26 protein-coding genes are annotated in these 21,338 nt (G+C 42.1%); 18 read left to right on the top strand and 8 right to left on the bottom strand.

What is annotated here, in order from left to right:
* The first annotated feature begins 40 nt into the window (after positions 1 to 40).
* Positions 41 to 589, top strand: coding sequence for a carboxymuconolactone decarboxylase family protein (locus DG474_RS07905; protein ID WP_255778013.1), 549 nt, complete (start codon positions 41 to 43; stop codon positions 587 to 589).
* A 110-nt stretch (positions 590 to 699) separates the two neighbouring features.
* Entirely contained in the window at positions 700 to 1,599 is a 900-nt protein-coding gene (locus tag DG474_RS07900) for a TDT family transporter (RefSeq protein WP_255778012.1), read from the top strand.
* Positions 1,600 to 1,622: 23 nt separating this feature from the next.
* Here the strand turns inward: DG474_RS07900 and serS are convergent, their stop codons facing one another.
* The 3 genes from serS to DG474_RS07885 all read right to left on the bottom strand — a co-directional run bounded on the left by serS (position 1,623) and on the right by DG474_RS07885 (position 4,849).
* A complete protein-coding gene (gene serS / locus DG474_RS07895; RefSeq protein ID WP_255778011.1) occupies positions 1,623 to 2,897 on the bottom strand; it encodes a serine--tRNA ligase in 1,275 nt (424 codons plus the stop codon).
* A gap of 213 nt (positions 2,898 to 3,110) precedes the next feature.
* The gene (locus DG474_RS07890) at positions 3,111 to 3,482 is read right to left on the bottom strand and encodes a DUF956 family protein (RefSeq protein ID WP_255778010.1); all 372 of its coding nucleotides are present in this window, start codon (positions 3,480 to 3,482) and stop codon (positions 3,111 to 3,113) included.
* A 2-nt stretch (positions 3,483 to 3,484) separates the two neighbouring features.
* The gene (locus tag DG474_RS07885) at positions 3,485 to 4,849 is read right to left on the bottom strand and encodes an aspartate kinase (RefSeq protein WP_000869633.1); all 1,365 of its coding nucleotides are present in this window, start codon (positions 4,847 to 4,849) and stop codon (positions 3,485 to 3,487) included.
* Positions 4,850 to 5,131: 282 nt separating this feature from the next.
* Between DG474_RS07885 and DG474_RS07880 the strand changes: the two genes are divergently transcribed.
* The 16 genes from DG474_RS07880 (at position 5,132) to DG474_RS07805 (ending at position 17,702) form a co-directional block, all read left to right on the top strand.
* Positions 5,132 to 5,917 (top strand): enoyl-CoA hydratase, encoded by a 786-nt coding sequence (locus DG474_RS07880; RefSeq protein WP_001015586.1) that lies wholly within the window; start codon positions 5,132 to 5,134, stop codon positions 5,915 to 5,917.
* A gap of 89 nt (positions 5,918 to 6,006) precedes the next feature.
* Positions 6,007 to 6,441, top strand: coding sequence for a fatty acid biosynthesis transcriptional regulator FabT (fabT, locus tag DG474_RS07875; protein WP_000386338.1), 435 nt, complete (start codon positions 6,007 to 6,009; stop codon positions 6,439 to 6,441).
* On the top strand, positions 6,441 to 7,415 hold the full coding sequence (locus DG474_RS07870) for a beta-ketoacyl-ACP synthase III (RefSeq protein ID WP_255778008.1): 975 nt from the start codon (positions 6,441 to 6,443) through the stop codon (positions 7,413 to 7,415). The genes fabT and DG474_RS07870 overlap by 1 nt, the downstream gene beginning before the upstream one ends.
* Positions 7,416 to 7,472: 57 nt before the next feature.
* On the top strand, positions 7,473 to 7,697 hold the full coding sequence (locus DG474_RS07865) for an acyl carrier protein (RefSeq protein ID WP_000257840.1): 225 nt from the start codon (positions 7,473 to 7,475) through the stop codon (positions 7,695 to 7,697).
* Positions 7,698 to 7,814: 117 nt separating this feature from the next.
* Entirely contained in the window at positions 7,815 to 8,789 is a 975-nt protein-coding gene (gene fabK, locus DG474_RS07860; protein ID WP_000857451.1) for an enoyl-[acyl-carrier-protein] reductase FabK, read from the top strand.
* A complete protein-coding gene (fabD, locus tag DG474_RS07855) occupies positions 8,782 to 9,702 on the top strand; it encodes an ACP S-malonyltransferase (RefSeq protein ID WP_255778007.1) in 921 nt (306 codons plus the stop codon). Before fabK ends, fabD begins: the two co-directional genes overlap by 8 nt.
* A 45-nt stretch (positions 9,703 to 9,747) precedes the next feature.
* On the top strand, positions 9,748 to 10,479 hold the full coding sequence (fabG, locus tag DG474_RS07850; RefSeq protein ID WP_255778006.1) for a 3-oxoacyl-[acyl-carrier-protein] reductase: 732 nt from the start codon (positions 9,748 to 9,750) through the stop codon (positions 10,477 to 10,479).
* A gap of 28 nt (positions 10,480 to 10,507) precedes the next feature.
* Positions 10,508 to 11,743: a beta-ketoacyl-ACP synthase II gene (fabF, locus tag DG474_RS07845; protein WP_255778005.1), complete on the top strand. Its 1,236-nt coding sequence runs from the start codon at positions 10,508 to 10,510 to the stop codon at positions 11,741 to 11,743.
* A gap of 2 nt (positions 11,744 to 11,745) precedes the next feature.
* Entirely contained in the window at positions 11,746 to 12,234 is a 489-nt protein-coding gene (gene accB, locus DG474_RS07840; RefSeq protein ID WP_049479289.1) for an acetyl-CoA carboxylase biotin carboxyl carrier protein, read from the top strand.
* Entirely contained in the window at positions 12,231 to 12,653 is a 423-nt protein-coding gene (fabZ, locus tag DG474_RS07835; RefSeq protein WP_000565515.1) for a 3-hydroxyacyl-ACP dehydratase FabZ, read from the top strand. The genes accB and fabZ overlap by 4 nt, the downstream gene beginning before the upstream one ends.
* An 11-nt stretch (positions 12,654 to 12,664) precedes the next feature.
* Complete coding sequence (gene accC / locus DG474_RS07830) at positions 12,665 to 14,032, top strand: acetyl-CoA carboxylase biotin carboxylase subunit (RefSeq protein WP_000488663.1); 1,368 nt, start codon at positions 12,665 to 12,667, stop codon at positions 14,030 to 14,032.
* A gap of 35 nt (positions 14,033 to 14,067) precedes the next feature.
* Entirely contained in the window at positions 14,068 to 14,934 is an 867-nt protein-coding gene (gene accD, locus DG474_RS07825; protein WP_001173375.1) for an acetyl-CoA carboxylase, carboxyltransferase subunit beta, read from the top strand.
* Positions 14,931 to 15,698 (top strand): acetyl-CoA carboxylase carboxyl transferase subunit alpha, encoded by a 768-nt coding sequence (locus DG474_RS07820; protein WP_042902822.1) that lies wholly within the window; start codon positions 14,931 to 14,933, stop codon positions 15,696 to 15,698. Before accD ends, DG474_RS07820 begins: the two co-directional genes overlap by 4 nt.
* Before the next feature lie 147 nt (positions 15,699 to 15,845).
* On the top strand, positions 15,846 to 16,547 hold the full coding sequence (locus tag DG474_RS07815; protein ID WP_049479288.1) for a CPBP family intramembrane glutamic endopeptidase: 702 nt from the start codon (positions 15,846 to 15,848) through the stop codon (positions 16,545 to 16,547).
* A gap of 220 nt (positions 16,548 to 16,767) precedes the next feature.
* Complete coding sequence (locus tag DG474_RS07810; RefSeq protein WP_049479308.1) at positions 16,768 to 16,950, top strand: hypothetical protein; 183 nt, start codon at positions 16,768 to 16,770, stop codon at positions 16,948 to 16,950.
* A 26-nt stretch (positions 16,951 to 16,976) separates the two neighbouring features.
* Positions 16,977 to 17,702, top strand: a complete 726-nt coding sequence (locus DG474_RS07805) for a CPBP family intramembrane glutamic endopeptidase (RefSeq protein ID WP_049479287.1) — start codon at positions 16,977 to 16,979, stop codon at positions 17,700 to 17,702.
* A gap of 48 nt (positions 17,703 to 17,750) precedes the next feature.
* Here the strand turns inward: DG474_RS07805 and nusB are convergent, their stop codons facing one another.
* The 5 genes from nusB to DG474_RS07780 all read right to left on the bottom strand — a co-directional run bounded on the left by nusB (position 17,751) and on the right by DG474_RS07780 (position 21,310).
* The gene (nusB, locus tag DG474_RS07800; RefSeq protein WP_049479286.1) at positions 17,751 to 18,173 is read right to left on the bottom strand and encodes a transcription antitermination factor NusB; all 423 of its coding nucleotides are present in this window, start codon (positions 18,171 to 18,173) and stop codon (positions 17,751 to 17,753) included.
* Positions 18,166 to 18,555, bottom strand: a complete 390-nt coding sequence (locus tag DG474_RS07795; protein WP_049479285.1) for an Asp23/Gls24 family envelope stress response protein — start codon at positions 18,553 to 18,555, stop codon at positions 18,166 to 18,168. The genes nusB and DG474_RS07795 overlap by 8 nt, the downstream gene beginning before the upstream one ends.
* A gap of 21 nt (positions 18,556 to 18,576) precedes the next feature.
* The gene (efp, locus tag DG474_RS07790; protein ID WP_000568642.1) at positions 18,577 to 19,137 is read right to left on the bottom strand and encodes an elongation factor P; all 561 of its coding nucleotides are present in this window, start codon (positions 19,135 to 19,137) and stop codon (positions 18,577 to 18,579) included.
* 80 nt (positions 19,138 to 19,217) lie between these two features.
* Positions 19,218 to 20,345, bottom strand: coding sequence for an SPFH domain-containing protein (locus DG474_RS07785; RefSeq protein WP_000505819.1), 1,128 nt, complete (start codon positions 20,343 to 20,345; stop codon positions 19,218 to 19,220).
* 8 nt (positions 20,346 to 20,353) lie between these two features.
* Entirely contained in the window at positions 20,354 to 21,310 is a 957-nt protein-coding gene (locus tag DG474_RS07780; RefSeq protein ID WP_255778000.1) for a zinc-ribbon domain-containing transport protein, read from the bottom strand.
* Positions 21,311 to 21,338: the final 28 nt, after the last annotated feature.

Here is a 21,338-nt window from a genome sequence, read left to right as displayed (position 1 = left end):
ATGATAGACTAAATGACAATAAAATGAAAAGAGGTTTCTTATGACAACATTTACCATCCACACAGTAGAATCAGCACCAGCAGAAGTAAAAGAAGTTCTTGAAACAGTACAAAAAGATAACAATGGCTATATTCCCAACCTAATCGGTCTCTTGGCCAATGCCCCAACCGCGCTTGAAGCCTACCGAACTGTCGGAGCTATCAACCGCCGCAATAGCCTGACACCAGTGGAACGCGAAGTAGTACAAATCACAGCTGCCGTAACCAATGGTTGTGCTTTCTGCGTCGCAGGTCACACAGCCTTTTCGATCAAACAAATTCAGATGAATGATGATCTTCTCCAAGCCCTCCGCAACCGTACTCCAATCGAGACAGATCCAAAACTAGATACTCTAGCTAAGTTTACCTTGGCGGTCATCAATACCAAAGGGCGTGTAGGAGATGAAGCCTTGACTGAATTTTTGCAAGCTGGCTACACGCAACAAAATGCCTTGGACGTGGTTCTGGGTGTTAGTCTTGCCAGCCTCTGCAACTATGCCAACAACCTAGCCAATACGCCTATTAACCCAGAATTGCAACCTTATGCCTAGTTCGAATCAGAAAGAAAAAATGAAGACTGAGCAATCCAGTCTTCATTTTTCTATGCTATTTTAAGCGCTTTTATGCTATACTAATAATAACATGATTATTGGAGGCTCGGATGAAAAAGCTCCCCTTGGTATTCTCTGGCTGTTTATTAGGTTTAGCAGGTGCAGGAAATCTGATTGCAGATACTTGGCCAGTTCTGTCGCATTTATTGAGTCTGATTGGTTTAGTTTTGTGGATTTTCTTTCTGATTCTTCATCTTTTTAATTGGGAAGAAACCAAGCAAGAATTGACCAAGCCCCCTCTTTTGTCTGGGATGGCCACTTTTCCTATGGCTGGGATGATTTTATCGACCTATGTCTTTCGCGTATTCCCTGCTCTTCCTATAGTAGCACAAGGGATCTGGTGGTTTTCCTTTCTCTTGGATTTGGCGTTGATTGCTACTTTTACCATCAAATTTGCCTGTCCAGGTCGGAGGGTCAATGCGACTCCTAGCTGGACGGTTCTCTATGTGGGGATTGCAGTAGCAGCCTTGACCTATCCTCTTGTCGGTATCATTGAAATTGCCTATGCGACCTTGAGTTTTGGTTTTGTCTTGACCTTCTATCTCTATCCCCTTATTTATAGCGATTTAAAGAAAGATCCACTCCCAGTGGCCTTGCTTGGACAGGAAGGAATCTACTGTGCTCCCTTTTCTCTACTCTTAGCTTCCATAGTTCGAGTTGGAGGAGCAGGGCTACCGACTTGGCTCTTGATCGTCATGATTTTGGCATCTCAGTCCTTCTTTTTCTTTGTGTTGACTCGCCTGCCCAATATTTTAAAACAAGGCTTTCAACCAGCCTTCTCAGCCCTCACCTTCCCAACCATTATCACAGCTACCTCGCTCAAGATGGCTCAGGGTATCTTGAAACTTCCATTTCTGGATTATCTGGTTTTAGCTGAAACTGCTATTTGCCTCACTATTTTATTCTTTGTATTGGGGGCTTATCTGATTTGGTTACGAAAAAAGGTCTAGCTAGAAATAGCTAGGCCTTATTTTTATGGTTTGATAACTTCAGCACCACCCATATATGGACGAAGAACTTCAGGGATGGTCACAGAGCCATCTGCATTTTGGTAGTTTTCAAGAATAGCAGCAACTGTACGTCCAACTGCAAGTCCAGAACCGTTCAAGGTGTGAAGAAGTTTCACCTTGCCATCGGCTTCATCACGGTAGCGAATTTGAGCACGACGGGCTTGGAAATCTTCTGTATTTGAACAGCTTGAGATTTCACGATAGGTATTTTGCGCTGGAATCCAAACTTCCAAGTCGTAAGTCTTGGCAGCTGAGAAGCCCATGTCCCCAGTAGAGAGCGCAACGACACGGTATGGAAGATTGAGTTTTTGAAGGATATTTTCAGCGTTGGCTGTCATTTTTTCCAATTCTTCGTATGATTCTTCTGGTTTGGCAAATTTGACCATTTCAACCTTGTGGAATTGGTGTAGACGAATCAAGCCACGTGTATCACGACCTGCAGAACCAGCTTCAGAACGGAAAGATGGACTCATAGCGGTAAAGTAGATTGGTAGGTCTTTGCTGTCAAGGATTTCATCACGGTAGTAGTTTGTGAGAGGCACCTCAGCCGTAGGAATCAAGACAAAGTTGGTGTCGCTGAGTTCAAAAGTATCTTCCTTGAATTTTGGATATTGACCAGTACCAAACATAGAGTCGTGGTTAACCATGTAAGGCGTGATGACTTCCGTATAGCCTTCCTTGCCATGCTCATCCAACATGAAGTTGTAGATAGCACGTTCCAAACGAGCCCCAAGACCTTTATAGAAAAGGAAGCGAGCGCCTGTTACTTTACCGCCACGTTCCCAGTCAAGGATACCCAAGTCTTCACCAAGATCCCAGTGAGCTTTTGGTTCGAAGTCAAACTCGCGTGGAGTCCCCCAACGGCGAACTTCCACATTGTCATCTTCGTCAGCCCCAACAGGAACGCTGTCGGCAGGGATGTTTGGAAGAGTAGTGGTAAATTCTGTTAATTTAGCATCGATGTCTGCCAATTCAGCATCCAAGGCTTTGACTTCAGCAGATAGGGTTTGCATTGCAGCAATCTTATCATCGGCATTTTCCTTGTTGCGTTTGGCTTGGGCAATCTCAGCAGAAACTGTGTTACGTTCTGCTTTGAGAGTTTCAACCTTGACCAAGATGTCACGACGTTTAGCATCGATTTCTTTCATCTCATTTAAGACAGCAGCATCTACACCACGTGTAGCCAATTTTTCTGCGACAGCATCAAAATCTGTGCGAATACGTTTAATATCTAACATAAGAACTCCTTTATGAAAAAAGCACACCTGACAAAGTGTTGGAGTGGCAGGGCCACGGTTCCATCCAACTTCACAGGTGTGCACTTGATTGTATATGTAATTGTTACTAACGGTAGAATTTCACCTATCCCTCCTATCTGCTCGCAGCACCCACAGACTTTCTGAAAGAAGGAGATAACCTACTTATCCGTTGCTATGATTATACTAAAGTTTTTACTTTTTTGCAAATAGATTTTTAAGTTTTTGTCCAACGGTCTGGAGTAGAGTCGGAAGTTTCACAACCTTGTCATTTCCTAATTTTTCCCGAGCGATTTTGAGAATAGCTCCAGAGTCTTTTGAAGCAAAGAGGAATTTTCCTTGGTCAGTAAAGACTTCAAAGTGACGACTGATTTTGCGACCAGTTACATTGGCTCCGATTTGCTGAATACTGGACCAGGGGATTTGGATATATTGTTCGACATTGACATCAGGATAAAACTCCAAGGCTTGATCCCCAACTAAAAATTTTCCAACTTTTCCAGAGATGGAGAGGTAAGATGTCCCAGTGGTTTGGAGGTCAATGACTTGATTGAGTGATTGGGCCATGGTTAGTCTTCCTTACTTTCATCGAAAAAGGCATGATAGAGAGCCTTAATAGCTGCTTTTTCTTGCTCTTTATTGACAACAAACATGATGGAAACTTCACTTGAACCTTGGGACATCATCTGGATGTTGATTTTATTCTCAGACAAAGCACGTGTTGCAGTAGCAGTTACCCCGATATGGCTCTTCATCTTTTCTCCGACAATCATAATGATGGAAAGGTCATGTTCGATTTCAGCATGGTCCACTTCAGCCTTTTGAACGAGTTGACGTAGAATTTCTTCTTCTTTGATAGGAGTTAATTCACGAGAGCGGAGGATGATTGAAAGATCGTCAATACCTGTAGGCATGTGTTCCCAACCGATATTGAGGTCCTCAAGGATTTGAAGAACCTTGCGACCAAACCCGACTTCGCGGTTCATGAGGTATTTTGACATGTTGATGCTGACGAATCCTGAGTCACCCGCAATCCCTACTACTGGGAATTTATCACTACTGTGTTCTAAAACAATGCGTGTTCCTGGGTGATCAGGGTTGTTGGTATTCTTGATAACAAGAGGAATTTTTCCGCGGTAGGCAGGAAGAAGGGCTTCATCATGAAGGACTGAAAATCCAGCATATGCCAACTCACGCATTTCACGGTAGGTTAATTCAGGAATGGAGTGCGGTTGGTGGATAATACCAGGATGGGCAGCAAAGATACCATCTACGTCTGTAAAGTTTTCATAGAGATCAGCCTTAACACCTGCTGCAATGATAGAACCTGTGATATCTGAACCTCCACGTGAAAAAGTACAGATTTGATTTTCTTTAGTCACACCAAAGAAACCAGGGATAACAAGGACTTCGTTGCTATCAGCCAAGCCTTCAATCTTGTCATAACTAGATGGAATGATACGTGCGTTTCCTGGTTCACTTGTGACAACAATCCCAGCTTCTCTTGGGTGAACATAGCGTGCATCAATGCCGTTTTGGTTAAAGTAGGCTGCAATCAATTTGGCATTGTTATTTTCTCCAGCCGCTAGGAAGGTATCATAGAGAAATTCATTGTCCTCTATAGGAAGAGTTGCCAAGGCACGAATACTTTTAGAGATTTTTTCTAAAACAGCAGGTTTTAACCCTAGTTCACTAACCATAGCGGCATAACGGTCAATGATCCAGCTTTGGCTAGCACTGATGTCATTTCCAGCCACATAGTCGCGATAGTATTTAATCAAGGCATCGGTCACCTTGGTATCTTCAGCATTGCGTTTTCCGGGTGCAGAAACAACTACAAAACGGCGTTCTTTATCACTTTTAACGATATTTAAGACTTTTTCTAACTGACCAGCAGAGGCAAGCGAGCTTCCGCCAAATTTTACAACCTTCATAAGGACTCCTCAAGTAAGTATTTTATACGATTATAGCAGAAAGAGGGGCATTTTTCAATGACGAAAATAACTTCCTATTATAATAGAAGAAAACACTAACTTATTCTGAAAAGTGATAACGATTTAAAAGTAAGAGTGTCAAATTTTACTCACACTCATAAATGATGGGTGAATAATCAGCTGAGACACTTTCCTTTAGTTTTTCCTTGCCTCTTTATCCAAAAAAAGGTATACTTTGATGATAAAACAATTTTAATGCCTTACAAAAGAAAAGGAGAAGCTATGAATCATATCCTATATCAGATCGTAGATGATCTTGCTATCATTACTTTGAATCGTCCCGAAGTGGCAAATGGTTTCCATATACCAATGTGTGAGGAAATTTTAGAAGCTTTGACCCTAGCAGAGCAGGATCAAGCTGTGCAGTTCATCTTGATTAATGCGAATGGGAAGGTCTTTTCAGTTGGAGGAGACTTGGTTGAGATGAAACGCGCAGTGGACGAAGATGATATCCCTTCTTTGAATAAGATTGCAGAATTAGTCAATACAATTTCTTTTAAAATCAAGCAAATTCCAAAACCTGTTTTGATGGAAGTAGATGGAGCGGTTGCTGGTGCCGCAGCAAATATGGCAGTAGCAGTTGATTTTTGTTTGGCGACTGACAAGGCAAAATTCATTCAAGCCTTTGTTGGAGTTGGCTTGGCACCAGACGCTGGTGGGATTCATCTCTTGAGTCGTAGTATCGGGGTAACACGAGCTGCACAACTTGCCATGACAGGAGAAGCCTTGACTGCTGAAAAAGCGCTAGAATGGGGCGTGGTATACCGTGTTTGTGAAGTTGACAAATTAGAAAAAACAAGAGAACAAGTTCTGAAAAAATTAAGAAGAGGTTCAGCAAACTCATACGCAGCGATTAAAAAGCTAGTTTGGGAAAGTCAATTTAAGGATTGGCAGAATTATGCTGAATTAGAATTGGAATTACAAGAATCGTTATCTTTAACTGAAGATTTTAAAGAAGGAGTTCGAGCGCATTCTGAAAGAAGAAGACCAAAATTTTCAGGAAAATAAAAAAATACTTGCATAATTTTTTGAAGTTTGTTATACTTTTTCTATCAAATGCTTTGATTGTGAAAGTTTTTTAGAGGGAGGGAAACGATTTGGACTACCAACAAGTAAATGATTATCTAACATCTATTTTTAATAATGTCCTTGTGATCGAGGAGGTTAGCTTACGAGGTAGTCGATTCAAAGACATCTCCATCAAAGAAATGCACACGATCGATGTGATTGGGAAGTTCCCGGAGGCAACGCCAAGTAAGGTTTCCAAAGAACTGATGGTAACTCTTGGAACAGTGACGACGAGTTTGAATAACCTGGAGAGAAAAGGTTATATTGAGCGTATTCGTTCTGACCAAGACCGTCGAGTGGTCTATCTGCATTTGACAAAGCAAGGTCGTTTGGTTCACCGTCTTCATAAACGATTCCACAAGGCTATGGTCGAAAAAATCATCGATGGCATGAGCCCTGAGGAAAAAGAAGTCATGGGCAGAGGCTTAACGAACCTTTATCAATTTTTGGAGGATTTGAAATAATGGCTTTTGCAAAAATAAGCCAGGTTGCTCATTATGTTCCAGAGCAAGTGGTCACTAATCATGACTTAGCCCAAATCATGGACACAAACGATGAGTGGATTTCAAGTCGGACAGGAATTAAACAAAGACATATCTCAAAAACAGAGTCTACAAGTGATTTGGCGACAGAAGTAGCTAAGAGCTTGTTGGCTAAAGGGAGCTTAACAGCGGATCAGATTGATTTTATTATTGTAGCGACGATTACTCCAGACTCGATGATGCCTTCCACAGCAGCTCGAGTTCAGGCAAATATCGGAGCGCATAGAGCTTTCGCCTTTGATCTGACAGCAGCTTGCAGTGGCTTTGTATTTGCTCTCTCAACTGCAGAAAAGTTTTTAAGTTCTGGACAGTTCAAAAAAGGGATTGTTATCGGGGCTGAGACCTTGTCCAAGGCAGTTGATTGGTCAGATCGTTCGACAGCTGTTCTCTTTGGAGATGGAGCTGGTGGGGTTCTCTTGGAAGCGAGCGAAACACGTCACTTCCTTGTGGATAGTCTCTATACAGATGGCTCTCGGAGCGAGTGTTTGACCTATGGTCAAACGGCTTTGGCTTCTCCTTTCTCGGAACAAGAAGTAGTTCCTGCTTTTTTGAAAATGGATGGACGAGCAGTTTTTGATTTTGCAAATCGTGATGTTGCTAGGTCGATCAAAGAAACCATTGAAAATGGTCCAATCGCAGCATCGGAATTGGATTATCTCCTGCTTCATCAGGCAAATATCCGCATTTTGGATAAGATGGCTAAGAAGATCGGTGTTGACCGAGACAAACTTCCTGCCAATATGATGGAGTATGGAAATACCAGTGCAGCAAGTATCCCGATTTTGCTCTCAGAGTGTGTGGAGAATGGTATGATTCGTTTAGATGGTAGCCAGACGATTCTCCTATCAGGCTTCGGTGGAGGTTTGACATGGGGCACACTCATTCTTACAATCTAGGTAATCATGTGGTAAACACATAGTTATAAATTTTTTATATTTTAAAGGAGTCCTATCATGGCAGTATTTGAAAAAGTACAAGAAATTATCGTTGAAGAACTTGGGAAAGACGCATCAGAAGTAACACTTGAATCAACTTTTGATGATTTGGATGCAGATTCATTGGACTTGTTCCAAGTAATCTCTGAAATCGAAGATGCTTTCGATATCCAAATCGAAGCAGAAGATAATTTGAAAACAGTTGGTGACTTGGTTGCCTACGTTGAAGAGCAAACAAAATAATTAACATATTACTAGAAGGAGTTGGGGAAACCCACTCCCTCTTGTTTAGGTAATAGTTTGAAACTCAAATGATAAACTCATCGAACTATTACGTAAGCAAGGAATGATGGAGGCACTATGAAAACACGTATTACAGAATTATTGAACATTGATTATCCTATTTTTCAAGGAGGAATGGCCTGGGTTGCAGACGGTGACTTGGCTGGTGCAGTATCAAAAGCTGGTGGTCTAGGAATCATCGGTGGTGGGAATGCACCTAAAGAGGTCGTAAAGGCTAATATCGATAAAATCAAATCACTTACGGATAAACCTTTTGGTGTCAACATCATGCTCTTGTCACCTTTTGTAGAAGACATCGTTGATCTCGTGATTGAAGAAGGAGTCAAGGTGGTTACAACTGGTGCAGGAAATCCAAGTAAATACATGACTCGTTTCCATGATGCAGGAATTACAGTTATTCCTGTTGTTCCAAGTGTTGCTTTGGCAAAACGCATGGAAAAAATTGGTGCAGATGCAGTTATTGCAGAGGGAATGGAAGCCGGTGGACATATTGGTAAATTAACAACGATGACCTTGGTTCGCCAAGTTGCTGCAGCTGTTTCAATTCCGGTTATCGCAGCTGGAGGAATTGCGGACGGTGAAGGTGTCGCTGCAGGCTTTATGCTTGGTGCTGAGGCCGTTCAAGTTGGTACGCGTTTCGTAGTAGCCAAGGAATCTAACGCCCATCCAAAATACAAGGAAAAAATCTTAAAAGCGCGTGATATCGATACGACTATTTCAGCTCAACATTTTGGACATGCTGTTCGCGCCATTAAAAATCAGTTGACTCGTGACTTTGAACAGGCTGAAAAGGATGCCTTTAAACAAGAAGATCCAGATTTAGAAATCTTTGAACAAATGGGAGCTGGTGCTCTTGCTAAAGCCGTTGTTCATGGAGATGTAGAAGGTGGATCCGTCATGGCAGGTCAGATCGCTGGTTTGGTTTCTAAAGAGGAAACTGTCGAAGAAATCCTAAAAGATCTATACTATGGCGCAGCCAAGAAAATTCAAGAAGAAGCCTCTCGTTGGGCAGGAGTTGTAAGAAATGACTAAAACAGCCTTTCTATTTGCCGGTCAAGGTGCTCAGTATCTAGGAATGGGGCGTGATCTCTATGATCGCTACCCTATCGTCAAGGAAACAATTGACCAAGCCAGTCAGGTTTTGGGTTATGACCTACGTGACTTGATTGATAAGGAAGAAACCAAGTTAAACCAGACTCGTTATACGCAGCCAGCTATTTTAGCGACTTCGGTTTCTATTTACCGACTATTGAAAGAAAAGGGTTATCAGCCGGATATGGTAGCAGGATTGTCTCTTGGGGAATATTCTGCTCTTGTAGCAAGTGGTGCCTTGGACTACGAAGAGGCAGTTGCCTTGGTTGCTAAGCGTGGTGCTTATATGGAAGAGGCTGCACCTGCAGGCTCTGGGAAGATGGTTGCCGTCCTTAATACTCCAGTTGAAGTGATTGAGGAAGCTTGTGAAACAGCCTCTAAAGTTGGAGTAGTGACTCCAGCTAACTACAACACCCCAAGCCAAATCGTTATCGGTGGTGAGGTGGCTGCGGTTGACCGCGCAGTTGAACTCTTGCAGGATGCAGGAGCAAAACGATTGATTCCTTTAAATGTATCTGGTCCTTTCCATACAGCTCTTCTTGAGCCAGCCAGTCAGCAACTAGCTGGAGCTCTTGAAGGAGTGAGTTTCTCTGATTTTACTTGCCCACTAGTTGGCAATACGGAAGCTGCTGTTATGGAAAAAGGTCGAATCCAAGAGCTTTTGACGCGTCAGGTCAAAGAACCTGTTCGTTTTTATGAAAGTATTGCTGTGATGCAGGATGCTGGGGTAACCAACTTTATTGAAATTGGTCCGGGTAAGGTCCTATCAGGCTTTGTCAAAAAAATCGATAAAACAGCTCAGCTAGCTAACGTTGAAGACCAAGCAAGCTTGGATGCTTTGTTAGGAAACTAATGATCCCTTCTCCCACAAAATACAACAGGAAACAGGAGAAATAGAATGCAACTTACAAACAAAAATGTCTTTGTAACAGGTTCAAGTCGTGGTATCGGACTTGCCATTGCTCACAAATTTGCTCAACTAGGCGCTAATGTAGTTTTGAATAGTCGTGGAGCAATCTCAGAAGAATTGCTGGCTGAGTTTTCAAACTACGGTGTCAAAGTAGTACCGATTTCAGGTGATGTTTCAGACTTTGCAGATGCCAAGCGTATGGTAGATCAAGCGATTACTGAACTCGGTTCTGTCGATGTCTTGGTCAACAATGCTGGGATTACTCAGGATACTCTCATGCTTAAGATGACCGAGGAAGACTTTGAAAAAGTGATTAAGATTAACTTGACAGGTGCTTTCAACATGACGCAAGCAGTCTTGAAACAGATGATCAAGGCACGTGAAGGTGCGATTATCAATATGTCGAGTGTGGTCGGTTTGATGGGAAATATCGGACAAGCCAACTATGCGGCTTCTAAAGCGGGTTTGATTGGGTTTACCAAGTCAGTAGCACGTGAAGTTGCCAATCGTAATGTGCGCGTAAATGCTCTTGCACCAGGAATGATCGAGTCAGATATGACAGCTGTTTTGTCTGATAAGGTCAAGGAAGCGACATTGGCACAAATCCCAATGAAACAGTTCGGTCAAGCAGAACATATCGCAGATGCTACAGTGTTCCTGGCTGGACAGGATTATTTGACTGGACAAGTTCTCGCTGTTGATGGCGGACTTAGCATGTAAAAAATAAGGAAAGATATAGGTAAGACAGATGAAACTAAATCGAGTTGTAGTAACAGGTTACGGATTGACCTCTCCTATCGGAAATACTCCAGAAGAATTTTGGAACAGTTTGCAAACTGGGAAGATTGGAATTGGAGAAATCACTAAGTTTGATCATAGTGAATTTGCCGTACACAATGCGGCTGAAATTCAAGATTTCCCATTTGATAAATACTTTGTCAAAAAAGATACCAACCGTTTTGACAACTATTCTTTGTATGCCTTGTATGCGGCTCAAGAAGCGGTGACAAATGCAAATCTTGATGTAGAAGCAATCGATAAAGATCGTTTTGGTGTCATCGTTGCTTCCGGTATCGGAGGTATCAAAGAAATCGAAGATCAGGTTATCCGTCTTCATGAAAAAGGTCCAAAACGCGTTAAACCAATGACACTTCCAAAAGCCTTGCCAAATATGGCTTCAGGAAATGTTGCCATGCGCTTCGGAGCAAACGGTATCTGTAAATCAATCAATACAGCCTGCGCCTCATCAAATGATGCCATCGGAGATGCCTTCCGTTCTATCAAGTTTGGTTTCCAAGATGTCATGTTAGTTGGTGGCTCAGAATCATCTATCACTCCTTTTGCTATAGCCGGTTTCCAAGCTTTGACCGCCCTATCAACTACAGAAGATCCAACTCGTGCTTCTATCCCATTTGACAAAGATCGTAACGGATTTGTGATGGGAGAAGGTTCAGGAATGTTGGTTCTTGAAAGCCTTGAACATGCTGAAAAACGTGGGGCGACCATCTTGGCTGAAGTAGTTGGCTATGGTAATACCTGTGATGCTTACCATATGACTTCACCTCATCCAGAAGGTCAAGGTGCGATTAAGGCTATGAAGTTGGCTTTGGAAGAAGCAGAAATTTCTCCAGAGCAAGTAGCTTACGTCAATGCCCACGGAACTTCAACTCCTGCAAATGAAAAAGGAGAAAGTGGTGCGATCGTAGCTGTTCTTGGTAAAGAAGTACCTGTATCTTCAACCAAGTCCTTTACAGGACACTTGCTTGGTGCTGCAGGAGCGGTAGAAGCAATTGCTACCATCGAAGCCATGCGTCATAACTATGTACCAATGACAGCTGGAACAAGTGAGTTATCAGACTATATCGAAGCGAATGTCGTTTATGGACAAGGCTTGGAGCAAGAAATCCCTTATGCTATTTCAAACACTTTTGGTTTTGGTGGACACAATGCAGTTCTTGCTTTCAAACGTTGGGAGAATAAATAATTATGAATTTAAATGAGATCAAGGACTTGATGGCTCAATTTGACCAATCAAGTTTGAGAGAATTTTCTTATAAAAATGGAACGGATGAATTGCAGTTTAGTAAGAATGAAGCAAGAATGGCTTCTGAAGCACCAGCTCAAGTTGCTCCAGTGCCAACTACAGTAGCTGCAAATCCAGTAGTTTCGGCCCCTTCAACTCCAGTAGAGAGTGCAGTGGAAAAAGCTCCAGCACCAGCTGAAACGACGGTTGCTCCAGAGGGTGATGTCGTTGAAAGTCCACTTGTAGGGGTGGCTTACTTGGCCGCTGGACCAGATAAACCTGCCTTTGTTACAGTTGGAGACAGTGTTAAAAAAGGTCAGACTTTGGTGATCATTGAAGCCATGAAGGTCATGAACGAGATTCCAGCGCCTAAGGATGGTGTGGTGACAGAAATTCTCGTTTCAAATGAAGAAATGGTTGAGTTCGGTAAAGGATTGGTACGCATCAAATGATCGATATTCAAGGAATCAAAGAAGCTCTACCCCATCGCTACCCCATGCTCCTAGTGGATCGTGTCTTGGAAGTGAGCGAAGATACCATTGTTGCCATTAAAAATGTGACCATCAACGAACCTTTCTTCAATGGGCATTTTCCACAATACCCAGTCATGCCAGGTGTTCTTATCATGGAAGCCTTGGCTCAGACTGCTGGTGTCTTGGAATTGTCCAAACCTGAAAACAAGGGAAAGTTAGTCTTTTACGCTGGCATGGACAAGGTCAAGTTTAAGAAGCAAGTTGTACCAGGTGATCAATTAGTCATGACGGCTACTTTTGTCAAACGTCGTGGTACGATTGCTGTGGTTGAAGCAAAGGCTGAAGTAGATGGTAAGCTTGCAGCGAGTGGTACTCTTACCTTTGCAATTGGAAACTAAGGAGGTTCTCCATGTTTCGTAAAATTTTGATTGCCAACCGTGGTGAGATTGCGGTTCGCATTATTCGAGCTGCGCGTGAATTGGGCATTGCGACCGTAGCAGTTTATTCAACTGCTGATAAGGAAGCTCTTCACACACTTCTAGCGGATGAAGCTATCTGTATCGGACCTGGTAAGGCGACAGAATCTTATCTCAATATCAATGCGATTTTATCTGCTGCAGTCTTAACAGAGGCAGAAGCCATCCATCCAGGTTTTGGATTTCTTAGCGAAAACTCCAAGTTTGCCACTATGTGTGACGAAGTGGGGATTAAGTTTATCGGCCCTTCTGGCGCTGTAATGGATACCATGGGTGATAAGATCAATGCGCGTGAACAAATGATCAAGGCTGGGGTTCCAGTTATCCCAGGATCTGATGGTGAAGTTCACACGGCTGAAGAGGCCCTTGCAGTTGCAGAAAAAATTGGCTATCCTGTCATGCTTAAGGCATCGGCAGGTGGTGGTGGAAAAGGGATTCGTAAGGTTGAAAAGGCAGAAGACTTGGTCGCAGCCTTTGAGACAGCATCCAGTGAAGCCAAGGCCAATTTTGGAAATGGCGCTATGTATCTTGAGCGTGTGATTTATCCAGCTCGCCATATCGAAGTTCAGATCCTTGCGGACCAAGAGGGTCATGTTGTCCATCTTGGTGAACGGGACTGTTCACTCCAACGGAATAACCAAAAGGTCTTAGAAGAAAGCCCATCCATTGCGATTGGCAAAACCCTTCGTCATGAAATTGGTGCTGCAGCCGTTCGTGCAGCAGAGTCTGTAGGCTATGAAAATGCAGGAACGATTGAATTTCTTCTCGATGAAGCGAGTGGCAATTTCTACTTCATGGAAATGAATACTCGTGTGCAAGTGGAACACCCAGTCACAGAGTTTGTTTCAGGTGTTGATATCGTGAAGGAACAGATTCGCATTGCTGCCGGGCAACCTTTACCTTTCAAACAAGAAGATATCGTCCTACGAGGTCATGCTATCGAGTGCCGGATCAATGCAGAAAATCCAGCATTTAACTTTGCTCCAAGCCCAGGGAAAATTACCAATCTCTATCTACCAAGTGGTGGAGTTGGCTTGCGCGTGGACTCAGCAGTTTATCCAGGTTATACCATTCCCCCTTACTATGATAGTATGATTGCTAAAATCATTGTTCATGGGGAGAATCGTTTTGATGCTCTTATGAAGATGCAACGGGCACTTTATGAACTTGATATTGAAGGAGTGCAAACCAATGCAGACTTCCAGTTGGATCTGATTTCAGACCGCCGAGTTATCGCTGGTGACTACGATACTTCCTTCTTGATGGAAACTTTCTTGCCAAAATACCAAGAAAAAGAATAGACTTTCAAACAGTATGAGAACTAAAAGGGGGAGTTATGGCTCTATTTAGTAAAAAGGATAAGTATATTCGGATCAATCCTAACCGTTCCGTAAGGCAGAAACCACAAGCCAAGCCTGAGGTTCCGGATGAACTCTTCTCCCAGTGTCCTGGTTGTAAACACACCATTTATCAAAAGGACCTTGGGAGCGAACGAATTTGTCCCCATTGTAGCTATACTTTCCGTATTTCAGCTCAGGAACGCTTGGATTTGACGATTGATTCTGACAGCTTTGTGGAGATGTTTACGGGTATTGAAACTCAAGATCCATTAAACTTTCCTGGCTACCAGAAAAAATTGGCTACTATGCGTGAAAAGACAGGTTTGGATGAAGCAGTACTGACTGGTACAGCTAGTATCAAGGGACAAAAAGTTGCCCTTGGGATCATGGATTCAAATTTTATCATGGCTTCTATGGGAACCGTTGTGGGTGAAAAAATCACGCGCTTGTTTGAGTATGCAACGGTAGAAAACTTGTCAGTCGTTCTCTTCACAGCTTCTGGTGGAGCCCGTATGCAAGAAGGAATCATGAGTTTGATGCAGATGGCTAAAATTTCTGCGGCAGTTCAACGTCATTCCAAGGCAGGACTTTTTTACCTAACTATCTTAACCGATCCGACAACAGGTGGGGTGACTGCTTCTTTTGCTATGGAAGGTGATATTATCCTAGCGGAGCCACAGAGTTTGGTTGGGTTTGCTGGACGTCGTGTTATCGAAAATACAGTTCGTGAGACCTTGCCGGATGACTTCCAAAAGGCAGAATTTCTACTTGAACATGGATTTGTTGATGCAATTGTTAAACGGAGAGAATTGCCTGAAACAATTGCTAAATTAGTAAGATTGCATGGAGGAAGTCGCGGATGAATATTGCAAAAATAGTCAGAGAGGCACGCGAGCAGAGTCGCTTGACCGCACTTGATTTTGCCAATGGAATCTTTGACGAGTTTATCGAATTGCATGGAGATCGCTCTTTCCGTGATGATGGTGCGATCATCGGTGGAATTGGTTGGTTAGGTGACCAAGCAGTAACTGTCGTTGGTATCCAAAAGGGAAAAAGTCTTCATGATAACCTCAAACGGAATTTTGGGCAACCTCATCCAGAAGGCTATCGTAAGGCCTTGCGCCTGATGAAACAGGCAGAAAAGTTTGGCCGACCAGTTGTGACTTTTATCAATACGGCGGGTGCTTACCCAGGTGTTGGAGCCGAGGAACGTGGACAAGGTGAAGCAATTGCCCGAAACCTGATGGAAATGAGTGACCTCAAGGTTCCAATCATCGCGATTATTATCGGTGAAGGTGGATCTGGTGGGGCTCTAGCTCTAGCCGTAGCTAATCGTGTCTGGATGTTAGAAAACTCAATCTACGCAGTACTTAGCCCGGAAGGATTTGCCTCTATCCTTTGGAAGGATGGAAGTCGTGCTATGGAAGCGGCGGAGTTGATGAAAATCACTTCACATGAACTCCTAGAAATGGGAATCGTAGACAAGGTAATCTCAGAAGCAGGGCTGTCAAGTAAAGAACTGCTAGGTTGCGTTAAAAATGAATTGCATGCAGAACTAAATAGGTTGCAAGAACTACCACTCGACCAACTTATCGAAGAACGTTACCAACGCTTTAGAAAATACTAAGAAAATTTAAAAGCTAGAACATTTTGTTCTAGCTATTTTGATAATAGAGCATGGATAAACATGAATACTCTAGATAAATAAGAAAAACAATAAATAGTATATCCTCTATATTGCCCTAATAGAGAGTTTACCATTAGGAGAGAAAGAATGAAAAAGACAATACATTTAGGAATCTGTATGGTTTTAATGTTCCTGTACATTTATTTAACGCCATTAGGAGCTATAACTCTAGCTAGGACCTTTGGTTTAGGAATGGACAGCTATATAATCTTCCTAGTTGGAGAAGTGTTACTTATTTTCTTTTTATTCGTTTTGTGGTTGAAAAAGAAGAAGATGCTCTTTATCTTCGAGAAAAAGGGTTGGCGCTGGTCTTATCTCGCTTTCTTGGTGGCTTGTTTCCTTATCTATTCTTTTTTAAATGGATTTAGAATGCAGAACATTCGATTGATTGACCATAGCTTTATTTTCCAAGACCTTCTTTCGGAACTTTACTTAAATGGACGAGAAACGACTCTATCAAGTCTTGTATTTTTAATCTTTAACATTTCGATTGTACCTGTTGTTGAGGAGACAATCTATAGGGGTTATTTTATGAATACCTTCTTTCCAAAGTCGGAGTTTTATTTGGATGTGATCTTGTCTTCTTTCATCTTTGGGCTCAGTCACTTGGTTCTATCCCATCGTGACCCCATCAGTCTCATCATTTATAGTATTCTTGGTCTTCTATTTGCAGTCGCTTATCGAGTTACGGGTAGTCTTCGATTTACCATTGTTTGTCATAGTTTCTATAATGCGATTCCTTATGCTCCGTCGCTCTTATTTTATATTTATTATTTGATTTTTAGATAGTAGGAGATAAAGAAAAAAGTGTTTGATAATTGTCAAACACTTTTTCTAATTTGATGGGAAGATAGAGAAATCTCTTTTATCAATTTCTTATTTCTCAATTAGTAAAGCTACCGTTTAGGATGAAAATTTGACAGTTGAGGAGATAGGCTATAAAATAGACAAAAAAGATGTATACTGTAGATGTAAGCTTACAAAAATTTATTTTAAGGAGGTACTTGCAATGACAGGTACAGAAACATTTACAGCTCTTTCAACTGAAGACTTAGAACAAGCCTCAGGTGGTGGCATGATTTGGTTGGTTGATGATATAAATTGGAGTTGGCCTTATGCTTATAGCATTGCAACTGATTCGAGTACAATACGTAATAGAATGACTGGTTATGGTTACGGAATTATACCTTAATAGTCTAATAATTTAAAGGGGTAAGTATGAAAAAACTAGGGCATTTGGGAGTCTATACATCACTGGTATTTCTATCGATTTATCTACCAGAGTTAGGGATTTTGCATCTAACTAAGTTTTTAGGATGGGGGATAGATGGCTATTCTATCTTTTTAACAGTTGAAGTAATAGCTCTTTTGCTATTATTTATCTACTGGCTCAAAAAGAAAGAGATGCTCTATATTTTTGAAAAAAAGGGTTCAAAGAAGTCAAGATTCTTTTACCTTGTAGTTGGTCTAGTGGCTACTTATTTTGATCGTCAATTGGTGGATGCTTTTCAGTTACAGTTTCATCACCTAATTGATAACAAGTATATCTTTCAAGATCTTCTTTCGATTCTATACTCCAATGGGCAACCAACTTTTCTATCAACTGTTCTCAGTTTTAGTTTAACAGTAGTCGTCGCACCTATATTAGAGGAACTGATTCATAGAGGGTATTTTATGAATACCTTTTTCCCCCAGTCCAAGTACTATCTGGATGTTATCCTATCTGCTCTCATCTTTGGACTTAGTCATTTGATCCTAACTCACCGAGATCCTATCAGTTTGATTATTTATAGTTTAGGTGGTTTCTTCTATGCCCTTGTCTACCGTTGGACAAAGAACCTAAAAATCACCATCCTGTGCCATAGTTTTTTCAACTTTCTCATTTATGCAAAACCCATCTGGATTTTTGTTTATAATTATGTCTATTATCATTTTTTTAGATAGTAGGAGTCAAAGAAAAAGTGTTTGATAATTGTCAAACACTTTTTCTTTTTACTGTTCTTCTGTTACAAACTGGCTGAGTAGTCCGTTGATAAAACGGGCAGATTTTTGATCTGAGAAGTCCTTTGCAAGCTCAATAGCTTCATTAACCGCCACCAACTGTGGGGTGTCAAATGAAGTGATTTCAAAGACTCCCAAGCGAAGGAGGTTTCTCTCCACGAGTGTTAAACGCTCGATGGTCCAACCTGCTTTTAAATGCTGTGTGATTTGCTTGTCTAGTTCTTCCTTTTTAGTCTGAACACCAGAAACTAGCTCTGTCAAAAAGGCTGGAAGTTGCACATCCGTATCTTCACGATCATGAGTATAGGCGAAACGACAAGCAGTTTCGACATCCGTACCGAATTCAAGACTCATGAGAGCTTGAAAAGCGCATTTACGGAGTTGGCGTCTAGATTCTAATAGTGGACTAGTCATTGAGGAAGTCCTCGTCAAATAGATCTTTCAATTCTGGTTTTGGTGTTTTATCTGCAACGATACCTGCAACGTGAATATTGATAGCAGCGAGTTCTACATCAGCCATATTGCGGACGGCATCTTTAACAGCTTTCTGGATAGCAACAGCTACCTTAGGAACTTTTACTCCGTACTCAAGGTAGAGATAGATATCTGCTGTGAGCTCTTCGTCCACGTTTTTAAGATAAACACCACGGCCAAGAGAAAGTTTTGAAAGGGTGTCAGATACTGATTTGTTTGAAAAAGAGTGTACACCCTCTACTTTTGCAGTAGCAATAGCAATGATTTTTTCAAGTACACGTGGGGCGATAACGATTTCGCCAAGTTGTTCTTCAATTCCCATAGAATGACCTCTTTCTAGAGATTAGGCACGAGAAACGTAAGTTCCTTCTGCAGTGTTGATAACGAGTTTTTGTCCTGCTTCGATGAAGTCTGGAACGTTTACGACAAGTCCAGTTTCCATCGTTGCTGGTTTACCAGAACCTGTAACAGTAGCACCTTTGATAGATGGTTGAGTTTCTGCAACTGTCAATTCGACAGTAGTAGGAACGGTAACACCAATCACTTCAGTTCCGTAGAATTGGATCTTCACTTCTGAGTTTTCAAGAATGTAAAGCAATTCGTTTTCAACGTTGACTACAGGGATTTCGTATTGGTCGTAAGTTTCTGTATTCATGAAGTAGGCTGTGTCATCCATTTTGTACAAGTATTGAGCTGGGACAGTCTCGATGATGGCTTGTTCAAATTTTTCCTCTGGACGGTAGCTTGTGTCAAATGTAGAACCAGTACGGACATCACGCAATTTCATACGCATGATTGTATTTCCTTTACCTGGTTTGTGGTGGCTAGCTTCCAAAACGCGGATCAATTTTCCGTCAGCTGTTTCAAAGGTCATACCAGCCTTTAATTTACTTGCTTCAATCATGTTTTTACCTCTTTAATAAATAATTTACTCTTTATTGTACCATAAAAGACAACATTACTCAAATGTCAGAAGGAGCTTAATTAGTTGACTGGTACGATATTTCCATCTTCGTCTTTAGTAACGAGGACGTATTTTCCATCGACTTCGATGTAAAAATTCTTGCTGGCAGTTTGTCCAGTGTTTTGAGCCGGTGCTTGATTTTGAACTTGTTGGCTTAGTTGACCACCCAGAGTTTGGCCAAGATTCATGCCCATAAACATGTTCATCCCATTGCCATTCCCTTCGTTGGCAGCTGCAGCAATGAGCGCTTCATTGCGAGCACGGCGTTCTTCGATTTCAATCGTGTTGTACTTCATTGCCACGAGCTCACTATCAAGCTTGCGAACGATATCAAGACTTTCTTGGTCGTAGCTGAGGTCTTCAAGCAAGATATTGGTGGCTTCAATCCCGTAGAGGCCTGTCCAAACCTTGTTGACCTCTTGTTTAGCGAGTTCGTTAAAGGTGTCTTGATTGGCATTGAGGCTATAGATATCAACCTTGTTTTCGTTGGTATATTTGGCAATGGCAATCGCGATTTTCGGTGCGATATTTTGACGGAGCGTTCCTTGAGCTACATCTTGGAGAGTAAATGGCTGTCCGTCAGTAATTTGACGGCTAACAGAACTCACGTAGAAGAGGACTGGATCTGCTATTTTTACATCAAACAAGCCATAAAAACGGATGTTGAGCAGTTGTTGGTAACGTTCGCTGAAATATTCGACCGCATTTTGTGTGCCGAACTTATTACCTGCAATAGGTTGCATGCGGATAAAGATAATTTCCTGTTGGGTGATGACTTGTCCACCAAAAGAGAAACGGTTTTTAAAGTTTTCCCAAGTGCCTTTTAAACCACCTTTTTCAAGGAGCCAGGCGTTATCACCAGCTTGCCATTCGTGGCTACCTGCTTCGAGGACTTCACCAAGGAAGGTACCGTTGTTTACCAAAACAGCGGTATAACCTTGAGGAACGATAACCACACTGCCATCTGACAAAAGTCCAGTATTTTGATTGCTGTGACGAGAACGTCCATCTGGGTCTTTTGTGAGTAATTGACCTTTGACGGCCAAGGCGTCGCCAGAGACATTATCTGGAAGGACAATGGCTTCCTTGAATTTACTATCATTAAAACTATTTAAGCCTGCTGATAAGGCTGCACGTATAAATCCCATAATTCCTCCTAATTATAAAGCTCGTCTTCATCCACAACATCATAGGTATCGAGTACCCATTGGTTTGGACTGCGAGAGAGATTGGCACCACAGTAGTCGCACTCACTAACTGCAGAGATTTTCAATGGGGCGCCACAGTTTGGACAGTGGTCGCTCACAACTTCGTCTGGAGTGACTGCTTGCGTTTGGCTACCGTGTTGACGGATAAAGTTCAATTGATACACGGTGAAGAGATCTTTTTTAGGGTCTCCTTCAAGGACACGGCGAGTCTCATCGTCAATGACATAGTCCCGCAAGGTAGATGACAGGATCACCACTAAGGTATCGTTTCCGTCAGGATTTTCAATGAATTCCTTGATGCGAACATTTTCGATACAAACTTTCTCTAAAACATTAGTTGTTTTAGCACGAATATGGTCTTCGAGTTGGGTGCTATGTTGAGAGTAGAGACTGGTACTTTCCAAAGCGCGGACAGAGTTCCAATTTTTCTCAGTCCAGGCAACCTGCAATTTAAGGTAGACTTCCTTAACCCAAGATGTGAAGGCTTCCGCGTCAAAGTTAGGATCCCCGTATTTCACACGACTAATGGCCAGTGTGTTATGTTCAACTCGACGATGGAGCGTTTGATAATCATTACTAGTGTAGGTTGAACTCGAATCTCCAGACTTATTCTGCAAGGATTTAACGATAACAACTAGTATGATTCCTCCGACTAATATGAACATAAATCCTAGATAGGGAGAGCTAGCAGAACTGTCAGAGGATGATCCATATCCAGAGCGGTAGTAGTGGTAGGATGAGCCACCAGAACGACTTCCACCTCCACTTGAGCGGCTGCTACTTCTGGAGCTACTGCGGCTGCTCCCTCCACTTCTGGAATGTCCGACACCCGCATCAACGATTTGAGGCACGGATAGAAAAACAAGTAATAAACAGGTCATTAAAAGAGCATAAAACTTTTTCATGTGTCTCCTAACTATATGATTGAAAAGG

It is taken from the genome of Streptococcus oralis, assembly GCF_024399415.1.
Classification (GTDB): domain Bacteria; phylum Bacillota; class Bacilli; order Lactobacillales; family Streptococcaceae; genus Streptococcus; species Streptococcus oralis_CS.
Note: the sequence above shows the minus strand (reverse complement) of the source record. Positions and strands in the feature narration are given on the sequence as shown.